The 16,241-nt window shown below is 65.6% G+C and carries 13 protein-coding genes; 9 read left to right on the top strand and 4 right to left on the bottom strand.

The features are described from left to right. The first annotated feature begins 14 nt into the window (after positions 1-14). From lpqB to secA, 4 genes are all read left to right on the top strand, one after another. Complete coding sequence (gene lpqB / locus CH273_RS21845; RefSeq protein ID WP_052050429.1) at positions 15-1,757, top strand: MtrAB system accessory lipoprotein LpqB; 1,743 nt, start codon at positions 15-17, stop codon at positions 1,755-1,757. 46 nt (positions 1,758-1,803) lie between these two features. Continuing rightward, positions 1,804-2,487, top strand: a complete 684-nt coding sequence (locus tag CH273_RS21840) for a ComF family protein (protein WP_032397664.1) — start codon at positions 1,804-1,806, stop codon at positions 2,485-2,487. Between the two features lie 201 nt (positions 2,488-2,688). After that, entirely contained in the window at positions 2,689-3,357 is a 669-nt protein-coding gene (gene hpf / locus CH273_RS21835; protein ID WP_032397665.1) for a ribosome hibernation-promoting factor, HPF/YfiA family, read from the top strand. A 307-nt stretch (positions 3,358-3,664) separates the two neighbouring features. Next, on the top strand, positions 3,665-6,571 hold the full coding sequence (gene secA, locus CH273_RS21830; RefSeq protein WP_032397667.1) for a preprotein translocase subunit SecA: 2,907 nt from the start codon (positions 3,665-3,667) through the stop codon (positions 6,569-6,571). A 37-nt stretch (positions 6,572-6,608) separates the two neighbouring features. On the opposite strand, the gene CH273_RS21825 is transcribed toward secA, so the two are convergent. Beyond that, positions 6,609-7,187 (bottom strand): Rv3235 family protein, encoded by a 579-nt coding sequence (locus CH273_RS21825; RefSeq protein WP_052050249.1) that lies wholly within the window; start codon positions 7,185-7,187, stop codon positions 6,609-6,611. A gap of 185 nt (positions 7,188-7,372) precedes the next feature. Between CH273_RS21825 and CH273_RS21820 the strand changes: the two genes are divergently transcribed. The 5 genes from CH273_RS21820 to CH273_RS21800 all read left to right on the top strand — a co-directional run bounded on the left by CH273_RS21820 (position 7,373) and on the right by CH273_RS21800 (position 13,377). After that, on the top strand, positions 7,373-8,818 hold the full coding sequence (locus tag CH273_RS21820; RefSeq protein WP_032398292.1) for a WS/DGAT/MGAT family O-acyltransferase: 1,446 nt from the start codon (positions 7,373-7,375) through the stop codon (positions 8,816-8,818). Positions 8,819-8,829: 11 nt separating this feature from the next. After that, entirely contained in the window at positions 8,830-9,354 is a 525-nt protein-coding gene (locus CH273_RS21815) for a DUF6912 family protein (RefSeq protein WP_032397668.1), read from the top strand. A gap of 124 nt (positions 9,355-9,478) precedes the next feature. After that, a complete protein-coding gene (locus CH273_RS21810) occupies positions 9,479-10,594 on the top strand; it encodes a ferredoxin reductase (protein WP_032398293.1) in 1,116 nt (371 codons plus the stop codon). 108 nt (positions 10,595-10,702) lie between these two features. Continuing rightward, complete coding sequence (locus tag CH273_RS21805) at positions 10,703-12,004, top strand: fatty acid desaturase family protein (RefSeq protein WP_032398294.1); 1,302 nt, start codon at positions 10,703-10,705, stop codon at positions 12,002-12,004. A 122-nt stretch (positions 12,005-12,126) separates the two neighbouring features. Then, positions 12,127-13,377 (top strand): fatty acid desaturase family protein, encoded by a 1,251-nt coding sequence (locus CH273_RS21800; protein WP_032397669.1) that lies wholly within the window; start codon positions 12,127-12,129, stop codon positions 13,375-13,377. Between the two features lie 50 nt (positions 13,378-13,427). Here the strand turns inward: CH273_RS21800 and rsgA are convergent, their stop codons facing one another. Genes rsgA through ybaK form a run of 3 tightly spaced genes read right to left on the bottom strand, consistent with a single transcriptional unit; the run spans position 13,428 to position 16,228 of the window. After that, complete coding sequence (gene rsgA / locus CH273_RS21795; protein ID WP_052050252.1) at positions 13,428-14,462, bottom strand: ribosome small subunit-dependent GTPase A; 1,035 nt, start codon at positions 14,460-14,462, stop codon at positions 13,428-13,430. Then, positions 14,414-15,730 (bottom strand): 3-phosphoshikimate 1-carboxyvinyltransferase, encoded by a 1,317-nt coding sequence (gene aroA, locus CH273_RS21790; protein WP_032397670.1) that lies wholly within the window; start codon positions 15,728-15,730, stop codon positions 14,414-14,416. The genes rsgA and aroA overlap by 49 nt, the downstream gene beginning before the upstream one ends. 6 nt (positions 15,731-15,736) lie before the next feature. After that, positions 15,737-16,228 carry a Cys-tRNA(Pro) deacylase gene (ybaK, locus tag CH273_RS21785; RefSeq protein ID WP_032397671.1) on the bottom strand — a complete coding sequence of 164 codons (492 nt, stop codon included), beginning with the start codon at positions 16,226-16,228 and terminating at the stop codon, positions 15,737-15,739. Positions 16,229-16,241: the final 13 nt, after the last annotated feature.

Genomic DNA, 16,241 nt, shown 5'->3' with positions numbered 1-16,241 from the left:
CCCGGGTGCTGGCGATGTGCGCGCTCGTCGTCGCCCTCGTCGGCGGCTGCGCCAGCCTGCCTGAGTCGTCCAGCCCTCAGGCCATCGGCACCTTGACCGCCGGTGCCGTGCCGACCAGCGCCCCGGCCCCCGAGCCGGGACGCGAGCCCGATCGCCTGCTCGACGACTTCTTCGAGGCCAGCGCGGTCTCGGCCAACAGGCATCAGGCCGCCCGGCAGTTTCTCACCGAGGAGGCGTCGGGAACGTGGGACGACGGCGCACGGACGGTCGTAGCGGACCGGATCGACACCCTGTCCGGTCCACGAACTGCGGACACCGCGCAGTTCACCATCCGCTCGACGACGGCGGGAATGCTGGCCTCCGGCGGCGAGTACCAGGCCGGCTCGGACACGGTCGACGCCGCGATCGAGATGGCCCGAGTGGACGGTCAGTGGCGGATCTCGAAACTGCCGCCGGGCGTCGTCATCGATCGATCCGCATTTCTGAACACCTATCAGCAGCGATCGCTCTACTTCGTGGATCCGCTCGGTGGCGTACTCGTGCCCGACGTGCGGTGGACCAGCGGATCGCAGGACCAGCTCGCCAACCAGCTCGTGCAGCTGCTCATCGACGGCCCCAAGTCGGCGCTGGCGGCCGCGGTGAGCAACGAACTGTCCGACGATGTGAGTATTCGCGGGCCCATCACCAAGGCGGACGGCCAGACCTCGCAGGTGGGGGTGGGACTCGGCGGCATCAAGATCGACTTCGGTGGCCTGCAGAACAAGGGTGACCGCGATCGCGAACTGCTTGCCGCTCAAGTGATCTGGACTCTCGCCTCGGCGGAGGTGGCAGGGCCGTACGTGTTGCTCGCCGACGGTCAACCCATCGACACGACCAAGCCCGACGGGTGGACGACCGCGGGCGTCGACGCGTTCGATCCGCTGGGCGGTACCGACGACAGCATCGGGCTGCACGCACTCGCCTCCGGCACATTGCTCCGCGTCGACGAGGCGGAGACCACCCCCGCTCCCGGGTACTTCGGGCAGGCCCGCAACCTGCGTTCGGTGGCGCTGTCGAACGACGGCACCCTCGTGGCAGGCGTCGCGGACACCGGACGGCCCGCCCCTGCGCCGTCGAGCACGCTCATGGTCGGTAGCTACGACGGTGGCGCGTTCCCCGTGGCCGAGGGGCAATCGATCACGCGTCCCACCTGGGGAGCCGACGACAACGCGGCGTGGGCGGTGATCGACGGCACCAACGTCATCCGGGCCGCCCGCGATCCATCCACCGGTCAGGTGTCGGTGATCCCGGTCGAGGCCACCGCCGTCACGACACTCGGCAATCGGATCACCGAACTGCGACTGGCCCGCGACGGGGTGCGAGCGGCGCTCATCGTCGACGGCGTCGTGTACGTGGCGACGGTGGTGCGCGAGCCCTCGGGCGTGTACTCCCTGACCGAGCCGAGGGCCGTGGCCATCGGACTCGGTAGTGACGCCACGAGTCTGGACTGGAGTACGGGCGACACGATCGTGATCGCACGGGTCGCCACCGATACACCGGTGGTCGAGGTGACCGTCGACGGATCCCGGATGGATCCGCTGCCCTCACGCAACCTGACCACTCCGGTGTTGGCGGTGGACGCCTCGCCGGAAACGGAGTACGTGGCCGACGCGCGGGCCGTGTTCGCGCTCAACAACACCGATCCGGTCGGCGACCGGTACTGGCGCGAGGTCACCGGATTGACCGGAGTCGAAGCGGTGCCGATTTTGCCCGGCTGACGGGGCCGCAGACGTCTGTCGGTGGGCCCGGGCAGAATCCCCGTCCATGCGATCGCTCCTCGATCTGATTCTGCCTCTCGAGTGTGCCGGGTGCGGTGTGCCGGGGGAGCACTGGTGCCCGGTGTGTTCCCTGGCTCTGTTCGTCCCGCCCATCGCCGTTCGTCCACGAGTCGATCCCGGCGTGCCGTGCTGGTCCCTCGGTACGTACACCGGGCCGCGTCGCAGTGGTGTGATCGCCTTGAAGGAGCGAGGTCGACGGTCGGTGGCCCGGCCCTTCGGGCGAGCGCTCGCCGGGGCCGTGGGACATCTGCGTGACGCAGGTGAGATCGATCCGCCCGAGCTCGGTTCGCTGGTTCTGATCTGCGCGCCCTCTCGGGCTCGGGCGGCGCGCGCTCGCGGGGGTGATCCCGTTCTGCGATGCGCTCGGATCGCTGCCGAACAGTTGGCACCGGAGCGAGTGCTCGTTCCCGAGGTGCTCCGCATGAGCGGCGCGGTCCGCGACTCGGTCGGACTGTCGGCCGGGCAACGGCAGCACAACGTGGCGGGCCGGATCGAGGCCGTCGGGGTGACTCGTCCGCGAACCGGCGCACGTGGGACGAAGTCGGCGGACTTCACCGTTCTGCTCATCGACGACGTCGTCACCACCGGCGCGACCTTGGCCGAATCGGCAAGAGTACTAACCGATTTCGGGGTCCCGGTGGCCGGCGCGCTGGTGGTGGCCAGTGCGTGACGGTGAGGTGGAGGGACACGCCGACAACCAATTCGGGGTGAACGGTGGCACACGAGTCGATGACCGACTAACGTCGCGGACACGCCCCAACTGAACCGGATGTGAGGTGATGCCCCGGACTCGAGATGCCGGAAGGTTCCCCATTCGGCATGCACACTTGCCACGTCCAACAGTGGGCGTGGCCGATATCGGGAGGTACGCGTGACGACCCCTTCACAAGCCTCGGTTTTCTTCGACGAGAAGCCCTCGGAAGAACCCGCCAAGAGCAATGCGGACGTTGTGGTCAAGGGCCGCAACGTCGAGATACCGGATCATTTCCGGATATACGTCTCCGAGAAATTGGCTCGCCTCGAGCGCTTCGATCCCTCCATCTACCTGTTCGACGTCGAACTGCAGCACGAACGAAATCGCCGCCAGGCCAAGGCATGTCAACGCGTGGAGATCACCGCGAAGGGCAAGGGCCCGGTCGTTCGAGCCGAAGCGTGTGCCGACAGTTTCTATGCCGCACTCGAAGCGGTGACGTCGAAACTCGAGAGCAGACTCCGGCGCACCAAGGACCGTCGCAAGGTCCACTACGGCGAGAAGAGACCCGTGTCCGTCGCCGAGGCCACTGCCGAACTCGCCGAGGACGACACGCTGGCCCTCGATCCCGAGATCAAACTCGACTCGTTCGAGGACGACCAGAGCGGTCCCGGGCACATCGTGCGAACCAAGATCCACTCGGCTGCACCGATGAGCGTCGACGACGCGCTGTACGAAATGGAACTCGTCGGTCACGATTTCTTCCTGTTCCACGACAGCGCAACCGATCGTCCCTCGGTCGTGTACCGACGGCACGCCTTCGATTACGGCTTGATCAGACTCACCTGACCGGACCGCTCGAGGCGGCGCGACTCGTTCGCCGTCCGTGAAATCTTTTCACCGCTGCAGGCTCGACACCGGAGACTCGATCCCCACGTCGAGCCTGCAGTGCTGTGTCGGTGTTGTCCGAATGGTCGATCGACGATCTCCGACGACCGACAGTCGGGCTGCCGGGTTCGCAGCGACACCGCCTACCATGGACGCGTTCGGGTTACCCGTCACGCAGAAGTCGTGGTGACGAACCCGTGAGCTCGTGAAGTATGCAGTGTTGTTCGTACCAGTACCCGTGAACCGAGGATCGAGGACGAGAAAGCCCGTGCCGTCGCTGTCGTTTTCCAAGCTGCTCCGTGTCGGTGAAGGTCGCATGGTCAAGCGGCTCAAGAGCATCGCCGACCACGTCTCGACCCTGTCTCCGGACGTCGAGAGCCTCTCCGACGACGAACTGCGCGGCAAGACCGCGGAGTTCAAGGAGAGGTACTCCGCCGGCGAGACCCTGGATCAGCTCCTGCCCGAGGCCTTCGCCGTGGCCCGCGAGGCGTCCTGGCGGGTGCTGTCGCAGCGACACTTCGACGTTCAGGTCATGGGTGGAGCCGCCCTGCACTTCGGCAACATCGCCGAGATGAAGACCGGTGAGGGCAAGACCCTGACCTGTGTTCTGCCCGCTTACCTCAACGCCATCTCCGGCGACGGTGTGCACGTGGTGACGGTCAACGACTACCTCGCCAAGCGCGACTCGGAGTGGATGGGCCGCGTACACCGTTTCCTCGGTCTCTCGGTCGACGTGATTCTCTCCGGCATGACCCCGGTGGAACGCCGTGCCGCATACGCCGCGGACATCACCTACGGCACCAACAACGAGTTCGGTTTCGACTACCTGCGCGACAACATGACGCACTCGCTCGACGACCTCGTGCAGCGCGGCCACAACTTCGCCGTCGTCGACGAGGTCGACTCGATCCTCATCGACGAGGCCCGCACGCCGCTGATCATCTCCGGACCCGCCGACGCGTCGAGCAAGTGGTACGGAGAATTCGCCCGTATCGCGCCGATGCTCAAGGTGGACACCCACTACGAGGTCGACATCCGCAAGCGGACCATCGGTGTGCACGAGGCGGGCGTCGAACTGGTCGAGGATCAGCTCGGCATCGACAACCTGTACGAGGCCGCCAACTCTCCGCTGGTGAACTACCTCAACAACGCGATCAAGGCCAAAGAGCTCTACACCAAGGACAAGGACTACATCGTCCGCGACGGTGAGGTCATCATCGTCGACGAGTTCACCGGCCGCATCCTGGTGGGACGCCGCTACAACGAGGGCATGCACCAGGCGATCGAAGCCAAGGAGAAGGTGGAGATCAAGGCCGAGAACCAGACGCTGGCCACCATCACCCTGCAGAACTACTTCCGTCTCTACGACAAGCTCTCGGGCATGACGGGTACCGCCGAGACCGAGGCCGCGGAACTGCACCAGATCTACGGTCTCGGCGTCATTCCGATTCCGACCAACCGTCCCATGGTCCGCGTGGACAACGGCGACCTGATCTACAAGACGGAAGAAGCGAAGTTCGACGCCGTCGTCGACGACGTCGTCGAGCGGCACGAGAAGGGCCAGCCGGTCCTCATCGGCACCACGAGCGTCGAGCGCTCGGAGTACCTGTCGAAGCAGTTCACCAAGCGCGGCGTGGCGCACAACGTGTTGAACGCGAAGTTCCACGAGCAGGAAGCGACGATCATCGCCGAGGCGGGCAGGCAGGGCGCGGTGACCGTCGCGACCAACATGGCCGGCCGCGGCACCGACGTCGTGCTCGGTGGCAATCCGGACATTCTCGCCGACCTGAAACTGAGGAAGCAGGGTCTGGATCCGGTCGAGACCCCGGAAGAGTACGAGGCCGCGTGGGAGCCTGCGCTCGAAGAGGTCAAGGCGCAGGTCAAGGCCGATGCCGATACCGTGCGCGAGGCCGGTGGGCTGTACGTCCTCGGTACCGAGCGACACGATTCGCGCCGGATCGACAACCAGCTTCGAGGCCGCTCCGGTCGTCAGGGTGATCCGGGTGAATCGCGTTTCTACCTCTCGCTCGGCGACGAACTGATGCGTCGATTCAACGGTGGTGCACTCGAATCGATCATGACCCGGCTCAACCTGCCCGACGACGTCCCGATCGAAGCCAAGATGGTGTCCAAGGCCATCAAGAGCGCTCAGACGCAGGTCGAGCAGCAGAACTTCGAGATCCGCAAGAACGTTCTCAAGTACGACGAGGTGATGAACCAGCAGCGCACCGTCATCTACGAGGAGCGTCGCCGGATCCTCGAAGGTGCCGACATGGAGGGCCAGGTCGAGGGCATGATCACCGACGTGATCACCGCCTACGTCGACGGTGCGACAGCCGAGGGCTACGTCGAGGACTGGGATCTCGAGCAGCTCTGGACCGCACTGAAGACTCTCTATCCGGTGGGAATCGACCACAAGGTGCTCGTCGGCGAGAACGAGGACGGCGAGAAGGACGACCTGAGCCGCGACGAATTGCGTGAGGCGCTGCTCGAGGACGCGCGATCGGCCTACGCCACCCGCGAGGCCGAGATCGACGGAATCGCAGGCGAGAACGGAATGCGTGAACTCGAGCGTCGAGTGCTGCTGTCGGTACTCGATCGCAAGTGGCGCGAGCACCTCTACGAGATGGACTACCTCAAGGAAGGCATCGGCCTGCGTGCGATGGCGCAGCGCGACCCGCTGGTCGAATACCAGCGCGAGGGCTACGACATGTTCCAGGGCATGCTCGACGGCCTGAAGGAGGAGTCGGTCGGCTTCTTGTTCAACCTTCAGGTCGAGGCGACACCGGCTCCGGCGGGGCCCGCGGCCTCGGCAGGTCTCGCCGTGGCTCCAGGACTGTCCTCGCCGGTGGGCTCCGGCCGACCGGCGCCGACACCCGCCGCAGCACCGGCACCGACGGCACCCGCACCGACGGCTCCGGCACCCACTGCTCCGGCACCGACCGCTCCCGCAGTGCCCTCGGCTCTGCGGGCGAAGGGTCTCGACGACCAGGACGAGCAGAGACTGACCTTCTCCGGTCCGGCCGAGGGCGGTGGCACTGCGGTTCGCCGTTCCGGTCCGTCCCCGTCCGGCAGCGAGTCCGCCGCCGAAGGCACCCGCCGCGAGCGTCGCGAAGCCGCGAGGACTCAGAGCAAGGCACCCAAGAAGGCAGCTCGCTCCAAGCGCAAGAGATAGTGCACGACGGTCGCGTCGCCTCCGGGCGAGGCGACCGTCACCCCACTCGTAGCGAGGTGACCGTCCACCCGGGGCGGCGCGGGTCGATCGCCAGCTCGATTCGGCCCGCGAAGGCGAACGTGCGTGGACCGCGGGTGTAGGAGCCGAAGATCTCCGCGGAGACGTCCGATCGATACGCCACGTGTACTCGACGCACGGCAGCGAATCCGAGTCGTCTGCCGGGCGGCGGGTTCCGCACGATGGTCCGCACGAGGTCGACCATCGAGGCAGTGAACAACGGTGACAGCTGGTCTGCGCTGCGTCGTCTATCGATGACCTCGATCATCATGCGCATGGCGCGGTCGGCACTCGACCGTGCATCGGCGGGTACCGATGGCCGGCCGTAGGGCTCGACGCGCGGTCGAGAACGGTTGCTGCGCACGGAAGGTCGGTGCAGAGCCGGCGGCGGCGCTTCGGCGGCCGACGCCGGATCCCACGTGTGTACGGCACCGGTGCACAGCGGCGGTTCGAACGGAGCGGCACGCGAGAGAAAGCAATGATGTTCGGCGCGGACTCGGGGGCCGGGGGCCGACGTGTCGGAGATGTCCAGCGGGTCGTTCGATTCGATGACGCTCACACCGTCATTGACGGTCCGAGAGCGCGTTCGGTTCCCGTCGGTACCCCGGATCGGCCCGCGATACGGTCCACGACCGACCCCGAGACCGACATCGGCCCGCCACGTACTCTATGTTCGAGCACACTGCGCGCTCGGCCACAGGAATCGGCGCGTACTTCACGCGAGGACGGGGACTGGAACACGCGATGGCGACCAGGCTGACAGCGCAGGATGCGTCGTTCTACTTTCTCGAGGCCAGTAGCAGCCCCATGCACCTCGGGTCGCTCGCCATCTTTCGGACTCCGCGCAGCGGATTCAGCTACGACCGACTGCTGTCGTTGGTCGAACAACGATTGGCCTTGGTTCCCCGGTATCGGCAGAAGGTGCGTGAGGTCGCCTTCGGTCTGGCCAGGCCGGTGTGGGTCGACGACGCGGATTTCGACATCACGTACCACATTCGCCGGTCGGCGCTCCCGAAGCCTGGTTCCGACGATCAGTTGCACGATCTGATCGCGCGACTGACCTCGCGCCCACTCGATCGCACTCGGCCGCTGTGGGAGATGTATCTGGTCGAGGGCCTGTCGAAGAATCGCTTCGCGATCTTCACCAAGTCACACTCGGCCTTGGTCGACGGCGAACACGCGCTCGACATCGGTCAGGTCATTCTGGATGCGAGCAAGAATCCGCCGCCGATGGCCGAGGAACTCTGGATGCCTGCGCGCGAGCCCAAGGACTCGGCGTTGGTCATCGATGCTCTGACCGAGTTGGTGGTGCGTCCTGGGGAGAGCGTCGAGGCTCTGCGCGGTGCGGTCCGCGGGGCTGCCGGTGTCGCGGGCGAGGCAGTGCGTGCCGCCGCGAAGGTCGCGGCAGTTCTGCGCACCGCGACCCAGAGCGCGCCGTCGAGTCCGCTGAACGCCCCGATCTCGCGAAACCGCAGATTCGCGGTGGCCAAGACCGAGCTCGCCGACTACCGGAGCATCCACAACAGGTTCGACTGCTCGATCAACGACGTGGTGCTCGCTGTCGTCACCGGGGCACTGCGCAATTGGCTGCTCTCTCGGGGAGAGCCCGTCACGGCCTCCTCGACGGTGCGGGCCATGGTGCCCATGTCGGTGTACGTCTCGGCCGATCGGGTCGGTTTCGGAGATGCGGCCGAGCGGCCGGTCGAGCCGGCCGAGGACGATCGCAGCGAGGTTTCGTCGTTTCTGGTGGACCTGCCCGTCGGTGAATCGAATGCCGTGGTGCGGCTCTCGCACATTGCGCACGCCACCGAGGCGCATGCCAAGCAGAGTCGCGGAGTCACCGCACAGACACTGATGCGCATCTCCGGGTTCGCGCCTGCGAGCCTGCACGCGATGGGCGCGCGGGCGGGCAGCAGGCTCTCTCAGCGGGTGTTCAATCTGATCGTCACCAACGCGCCAGGACCCCAGTTCCCGCTGTACGTGGGTGGTGCGCGCATGCTCGAGATGTATCCGGTGTCGCCGCTGTTCGAGAACCAGGCGATGAGCATCGGGTTGACGTCCTACGACGGCTACGTGTTCTTCGGGCTCAACGCCGATCGAGGTGCCATGCCCGACGTGGACGTCGTCACGGCGCTTCTGCACGAGGCATTGGAAGAGTTGGTCGATGCCAGCAACGAATCGAGAGTGTGAGGTCTTCTGCAATGCGTGTCTACGTTCCGGCGACGTTGGAGTTCTTGAAAGTGTTGTCGGCGGAGGGCGAGTTCAGCCCGGTCTCGCGCACGGCCTTCGCGGTGACACCGACGCTGCGTGAGGCGTACTCGTCCGGCGACGACGAGGAGCTTGCCGAGGTGGCGATGGGGGAGGCCGCGCGGGCCTCTCTGCGACTGATCGCCGCCGCCGTCGACGACGAGAGCGATACCGGTACGGTCGCCGAAGGGGTGGTGTACCGGCGGGCGGTGATCGCGGCCGATGTGGACGATCCCACTCTGCGCCCCGATCTCGACGATGCCGTCGTCCGGCTGAAGGAACCGTTGCGGATGGATCAGGTCGCGTCGGTCCACGTCGATCTCGAAGGGGCCGAATCGGCGGTGGCCAAGGCCGTCGCTGCCGTCGATGCCGCGGACATGGGTGACGTGGACGCGGAGTTCGTGCTCGGCGACGCCGAGGATCACACGCTCGCGTGGTACGCCCCGCAAGAGTTGTCGTTTCTGCTCGAACTGCTGTGACTCGGCCGTGTTCGCTCGGGCACGATTCACATCGGCGCAGGTGTTCCCGAACCCGAACCTACGGTAGCGTAACCTCGATGACCGCAAGCGGTTCAGTATCTCGATCGAGGGGATGGAACACCCGATGGATCTGAAGAAGTGGCTGGAGGCTCCGGCGGCCGGAGTATCGGCCCCCAAGCGTCCGAGACTGAACATGGTGCGTGGTGCCTTCACCCGCATCACCACTCCCTTGTTGCCCGATGACTACCTGCATCTGGCGAATCCTCTCTGGTCCGCACGCGAACTCCGCGGTCGCATCGTGCGAGTGGAGAAGGAAACCGCGACGGCGGTGACCCTGGTGATCCAGCCGGGTTGGGGCTTCAACTTCGATTACCGGCCCGGCCAGTACATCGGGATCGGGTTGCACCTCGGCGGGCGTTGGCACTGGCGGTCCTACTCGCTGACCTCCCCGCCGAACTGGGAGGACAAGCTGATCTCCATCACCGTCAAGGCGATGCCGGAAGGCTTCCTCTCGTCACACCTGGTCGGCGGTGTCCCGCAGGGAACCATCGTTCGGCTGGCCGCCCCGAAAGGCAATTTCGCGCTGCCCGTGCCGCCGCCGAACAAAATCTTGTTCGTCACGGCAGGCAGCGGCATCACCCCGATCATCTCGATGCTGCGGGCTTTGGATCGGCACGGCGACATGCCCGACACCGTGCACATCCACTCGGCACCCACCGAGGACGAAGTCATGTTCGCCGCCGAGATCGCCGCTCTGGAGAAGTCTCATCCCAACTTCACCTCGCACGTGCAACTGACGCGGTCGGACGGCAAGTTCGCACTCGCCTCGCTCGACGAGCTCTATCCCGACTGGCGCACGCGTGACACCTGGGCGTGCGGGCCTGCGGCTCTGCTCGAAGAGATCGAGAAGACCTGGAAACGCGAGGGGATCGAGGACCGGCTTCACCTGGAGCGGTTCGAGATCTCGCGCGCCGACACCTCCGGTGCAGGCGGCACCGTCACGTTCTCCAAATCGGACAAGAAGACCACCGTCGACGGCGCGACCAGCCTGCTCGAAGCCGGTGAGAACGTCGGCGTTCAGATGCCGTTCGGCTGCCGGATGGGTATCTGCCAGACGTGCGTTGTCCCGTTGACGGCAGGGCATGTGATCGACCTTCGTTCCGGTAAGGAACACAGTGAGGGCGACCGCGTCCAGACGTGCATTTCCGCTGCTGCGGGCGATTGCACACTGGAACTGTAGGTCTGTTTTTCGCACACCGCCTTCTCAGACTGTTCGGTTACGCTTACGTAGGTTGCCCACGTCGAAACCCGATATTTCGGGCACTGCACTCAACTGTTGGAGGACCCGGTGGCTATCACCGACATCAAAGAGTTCGCTCATCTCAGCGAAGCGGACATGGAAGCGTTCGGTCGTGAACTGGATGCGATTCGTCGAGACGTCGAAGACAGCCGCGGCGAGCGCGATGCCGCCTACATCCGTCGGACGATCAGACTGCAGCGGCTGCTCGAGCTCGGTGGCCGTGCGGTGCTGCTCGGCAGCAAGTATCGGCCGGCCTGGTTCGTGGGTACGGCGATGCTCAGTGTCGCCAAGATCGTCGAGAACATGGAACTCGGCCACAACGTGATGCACGGGCAGTGGGACTGGATGAACGATCCGGAGATTCACTCCACCTCGTGGGAGTGGGATCAGACCGGTCCGTCGGAGCAGTGGAAACGCGCCCACAATTACTCGCACCACACGTACACCAACATCGTCGGCATGGACGACGACATCGGCTTCGGCATCCTGCGGATGACCCGCGACGAGCCGTGGAAGCCGATCAACCTCGTTCAGCCGCTCGCCAACATCGTGCTGGCCACCACCTTCGAGTGGGGCATCGCGCTGCACGATTACGACGCGCAGAAGCAGTTGGACGGCGAGGACGAGAAGGGCCTGCTGAAGTCTCCGGCGACCCGCGCCTTTGCGCGCAAGATCGCCAAGCAGGTCGGCAAGGATTTCGTGCTGTTCCCGGCACTGTCCGGTCCGGCGTGGAAGTCGACGTTGACCGCCAACGCGACGGCCAACCTCGTCCGGAATTTGTGGGCGTACGCGGTGATCTTCTGTGGTCACTTCCCCGACGGGGCAGAGAAGTTCACGATCGGCCAGTTCGAGACCGAGACACGACCCGAGTGGTACCTGCGTCAGATGCTGGGCAGTGCGAACTTCGACGCCGGTCCGGTCATGGCGTTCATGAGCGGCAACCTCTGCTACCAGATCGAGCACCACATGTTCCCGGATCTGCCGAGCAACAGGTACTCGGAGATCGCCGAGAAGGTGCACGCTCTGTGCGAGAAGTACGACCTGCCGTACACCACGGGGTCGCTCGGCAAGCAGTACCTGCTGGCGCTGCGGACCATTCACAAGCTGTCGCTGCCCGACTCGTGGTTGCGTGCCACGTCCGACAACGCTCCCGAGACGTCCTCCGAGCGACGGTGGCGCGTAGGGGATTCGCCTGCCGTTCATGCTCTTCGGATCGATCCGCTGACCGGGCAGCGCCGCGGTCTGCGGTCGGCGATGCAGGAGGCGCGTGTGAGCCTGCGCAACGCCAAGAAGGAAGCCAGGCGTCAGGCCAAGGCCCTTCGTCGATCGGGCGACCGCGCGTCGTTGTGAATCGTCACACACATTCCCGGCGCTAACCTACGGAACCGTAAGTTACGATACGGTAGGTGACGGAATCACACATGGCCTGATACGCGAGCTGTGTGTTCACGACTGCCAGGAGGTTGTTTCCCATGGCGATTACGGACGTCAAAGAATACGCGCATCTGACCGATGCCGACATCGAGGCGTTGGGCCACGAGCTCGACGCCATCCGGCGTGACATCGAAGCGTCCCGCGGTGAACGCGACGCCCGGTACGTCAAGAACACGATCCGCCTGCAGCGATCCCTCGACATCGGTGGCCGGGCCGTGCTCTTCGCCAGCCGTCGTCGTCCGGCGTGGCTCGTCGGCACCGCCATGCTCGGTGTCGCGAAGATCATCGAGAACATGGAGCTCGGCCACAACGTCATGCACGGCCAGTGGGACTGGATGAACGACCCGGAAATCCACTCCACGTCGTGGGAGTGGGACAACACGGGGCCGTCCGCTCACTGGAAGCAGACGCACAACTACATTCACCACAAGTACACCAACGTGCTCGGCATGGACGACGACGTCGGCTACGGTCTGCTGCGCGTCACCCGCGATCAGCGGTGGAAGCCCTTCAACATCGGCAACCCCGTCTACAACCTGCTGCTGCAGCTGTTCTTCGAGTACGGAGTGGCGCTTCAGCACCTCGAACTGGGCAAGGTCGCCAAGGGTCGAGTGCCGCGTGAGGAATTCGAGCAGAAGCGGCGCGAGGTGCTCGAGAAGGTCGGCAAGCAGATCGGCAAGGACTACGTCCTGCATCCGTTGCTGACCGGTCCCGCCTGGAAGAGCACGTTGACGGCGAACATCGCCGCCAACATGATCCGCAACGTGTGGACCAACACCGTCATCTTCTGCGGCCACTTCCCCGACGGTGCGGAGAAGTTCACCAAGTCCGACATGGAGGGCGAAACTCAGGGTCAGTGGTACCTGCGTCAGATGCTCGGCAGTGCGAACTTCAACGCGGGCCCCGTCATGGAGTTCATGAGCGGCAACCTATGCTACCAGATCGAGCACCACCTGTTCCCGGATCTGCCCAGTAACCGCCTGCGCGAGATCAAGGTTCGAGTGCTCGAACTGGCCGAGAAGTACGACCTGCCGTACACGACCGGCTCGATCGTCCACCAGTACTTCCTGTCGTGGCGAACCATCGCCAAGCTGTCGCTGCCGAACAAGTACCTGAAGGCGACCAGTGACGACGCTCCCGAGACTGCGTCCGAGCGCAAGTGGGCCGATGCTCCGGCCGGTTTGTTCACCGTCGATCCCGAAACGGGCAAGCGTCGCGGTCTCCGCACCGCCATCGCAGAGACGAAGAAGCGCAAGGGAATTCGCAGCCTGGTCCGCAAGGCCGCGTAAGTTCCGAACGGCGTGCAGCCTGGTGGCAACCGACCCCGAAAGGGGGGTTGCTACCAGGCTTCGTTCGTTCGAACGGCTTCGAGGAGCAGACGCACGGCCGCGACGCGTCGGGCCGCGTCTCCGGTCAAGGTGTCCAGAGCGCACTCGGGATCGGCGGGTGGGCCGAGGTGGGTGCATCCTCGGGGACAGTTCTCGATGGTGTCGGCTAAATCGGAGAACGCTGCGACGACGTTCTCGGGGGAGATGTGCGCCAGTCCGAACGACCGGATACCGGGAGTGTCGACCACCCAGCCGCCGCCGGGCAGAGGGAGCGCCACCGACTGCGTCGAGGTGTGACGGCCCTTCCCGACGCCCGAGACCACACCGGTGGCGCGATATGCGTCGGGCACAAGCCTGTTGACGAGCGTGGACTTTCCGACGCCCGAGTGTCCGATGAGCGCCGTCACCTTGTCGGTCAGCATCGCGGTCAGCTCGGTGAGGTCCTCGGACTGGCCTGCCAACACCACCGGGACGTCGAGATCGGCGAAGGCCGCGGTGAATTCCTCGGGGTCGGCCAGATCGCTCTTGGTCAGGCACAGGACCGGTTCGAGTCCGCCGACGTACGCAGCCACCAGTGCCCGCTCGACGAAACCGGTCCGAGGCGGCGGGTCCGCGAGCGCGGCCACGATGAGCAGCCGGTCGGCGTTGGCCACCACCACCCGCTCGAACGGATCGGTGTCGTCCGCCGTGCGCCGCAACACCGTGCGCCGCTCGGCGACGCGCACGATTCGGGCCAGAGTGTCGACCTTGCCCGACAGATCTCCGACGATGCCGACCTCGTCGCCCACCACGATCGGAGTACGGCCCAACTCGCGGGCACGCATCGTCACCACCGGCCGTGCCGGGTCACCGCCGAGCACACAACCCCATCGGCCGCGGTCGACGGACACCACCATGCCTGCTTCGGCGTCGTTGTGTTCGGGTCGAGTCTTGGTCCGTGGACGCGAACTCTTGCCCGGTCGGATACGAACGTCGGACTCGTCGTATCGGCGCGCGGTCAGGAGCCGACCCCGCTCGGTGTCGACGCGGACAGCATTGCGTCCCACAACATCTCGAAACCGGGCAGAGTCTTGGCTGTGGTACCGATGTCGTCCACCTCGACCCCGGGGACACGCAGTCCGACGATTGCGCCCGCGGTGGCCATCCGGTGGTCGGCGTACGAGTGCCAGACGCCTGCGTGCAGCGGAGCCGGATCGATGCGGATGCCGTCGTCCGTTTCCACGGCGCGCCCACCCAGTCGGACGATCTCGGTTGTCAGTGCGGCGAGTCGGTCGGTCTCGTGGCCCCGCAGGTGGGCGATGCCACGCAGAATCGACGGACCTTCGGCCAGTGCGGCGAGTGCCGCGACCGTCGGGGTCAGCTCGCCGACATCGTGAAGATCGAAATCGATGCCGCGCAACGTATCCGGGCCCTCGACGGTCAAGATGCCTGCGGTCAGGTCGACTCGAGCGCCCATCCGGGTGAGTATCTCGCGGAAGGCATCGCCGGGCTGGGTGGTCGATTCGGGCCAATTCGGCACGCGCACTCGGCCTTCGGTCACCGCCGCTGCAGCGAGGAAAGGGGTGGCGTTGGACAGATCCGGCTCGATGATCCACTCGATCGGCGCGACCGGTCCGGGGTGCACCCGCCAGGTGTTCGCGTCACCACCGGACTCGGGGGAATCGACTCGGACGCCGGCGCGCCGCAACATGTCCACGGTCATGTCGATGTGCGGCATGGACGGAACAGGCTTGCCGATGTGGTGGATTTCGATTCCCTCGTCGAACGCCGCCGCGGAGAGCATCAGACCCGAGACGAACTGCGAGGAACCCGAGGCGTCGATGTCGACCGATCCGCCGCGCAGCGAACCGGTGCCGCGCATCGTGAACGGCAGAGCGCTGCCGTCGATCTCGGCCCCTACCGCACGCAGGGCGTCGAGGATGGTGTCGAGTGGCCGAATGCGAGCCTGTTCGTCGCCGTCGAACGACACCTCGCCCGCGGCGAGGGCAGCCAGGGGCGGCACGAAGCGCATGACGGTACCCGCCAGACCACACTCCACGGCTCCTCCGTGCAACGGAGCCGGAGTCACGCGCAACGCCGTCCTGTCGTCGTCCGCGGCGATGATCTCGATCCCCAAGGTTGCCAGGGCGTCGATCATGAGATCGGTGTCACGGCTGCGCAGAGCACCGGTGATCGTGGACGAGCCGGAGGCGAGCGAGGCGATGATCAGTGCGCGATTGGTGATCGATTTCGATCCGGGCAGAGTGACTGTCGCGTCGACGGGTGCGACGGCGGCTGGGGCTGTCCAATTGCTCACCGGTCCATCTTCTCTCATTCGATGTCAGCGCGCGGCGATGGGCGCGGTTGTGGCACGGGTGAGCCCGATGAGATCGGCTGGTGCGAGTTCGATTTCCAGTCCCCGGCGACCTCCGCTGCACAGAATCGTCTCGAAGCCGAGAGCCGAGTCGTCGATCGCGGTGGGCAGGGATCTGCGTTGCCCGAGTGGTGAGATACCGCCGAAGACGTACCCGGAGGAGCGCTCGGCGGCAGCCCTGTCGGCCATCGCGATCTTCCTGGTGGACAGCGCAGCGGCCGCGGCCTTGAGGGAGAGCATCGCCGTCACCGGAACGATCGCCACCGCCAGCGAGCGATCTGCTCGTTCCACGACGAGCGTCTTGAAGACCTGTTCGGGTCGAACGCCGAGCCGATCGACGAGTATCCGGGCGGCCTCCTCGCCGTAGGACTGCACCCGAGCATCGTGGTCGTACGAGTGCACGGTGTGCGCCACCTTTCGTGAGGTGAGCAGCGCGAGAGCGGGTGTGGACGCAGCCATTCACCGGACTCTA

This window comes from Rhodococcus sp. 05-339-2 (assembly GCF_002258965.1).
Taxonomy (GTDB): domain Bacteria; phylum Actinomycetota; class Actinomycetes; order Mycobacteriales; family Mycobacteriaceae; genus Rhodococcoides.
The sequence above is the reverse complement of the archived record's forward strand: the minus strand, read 5'-3'. Positions and strand labels throughout refer to the sequence as shown.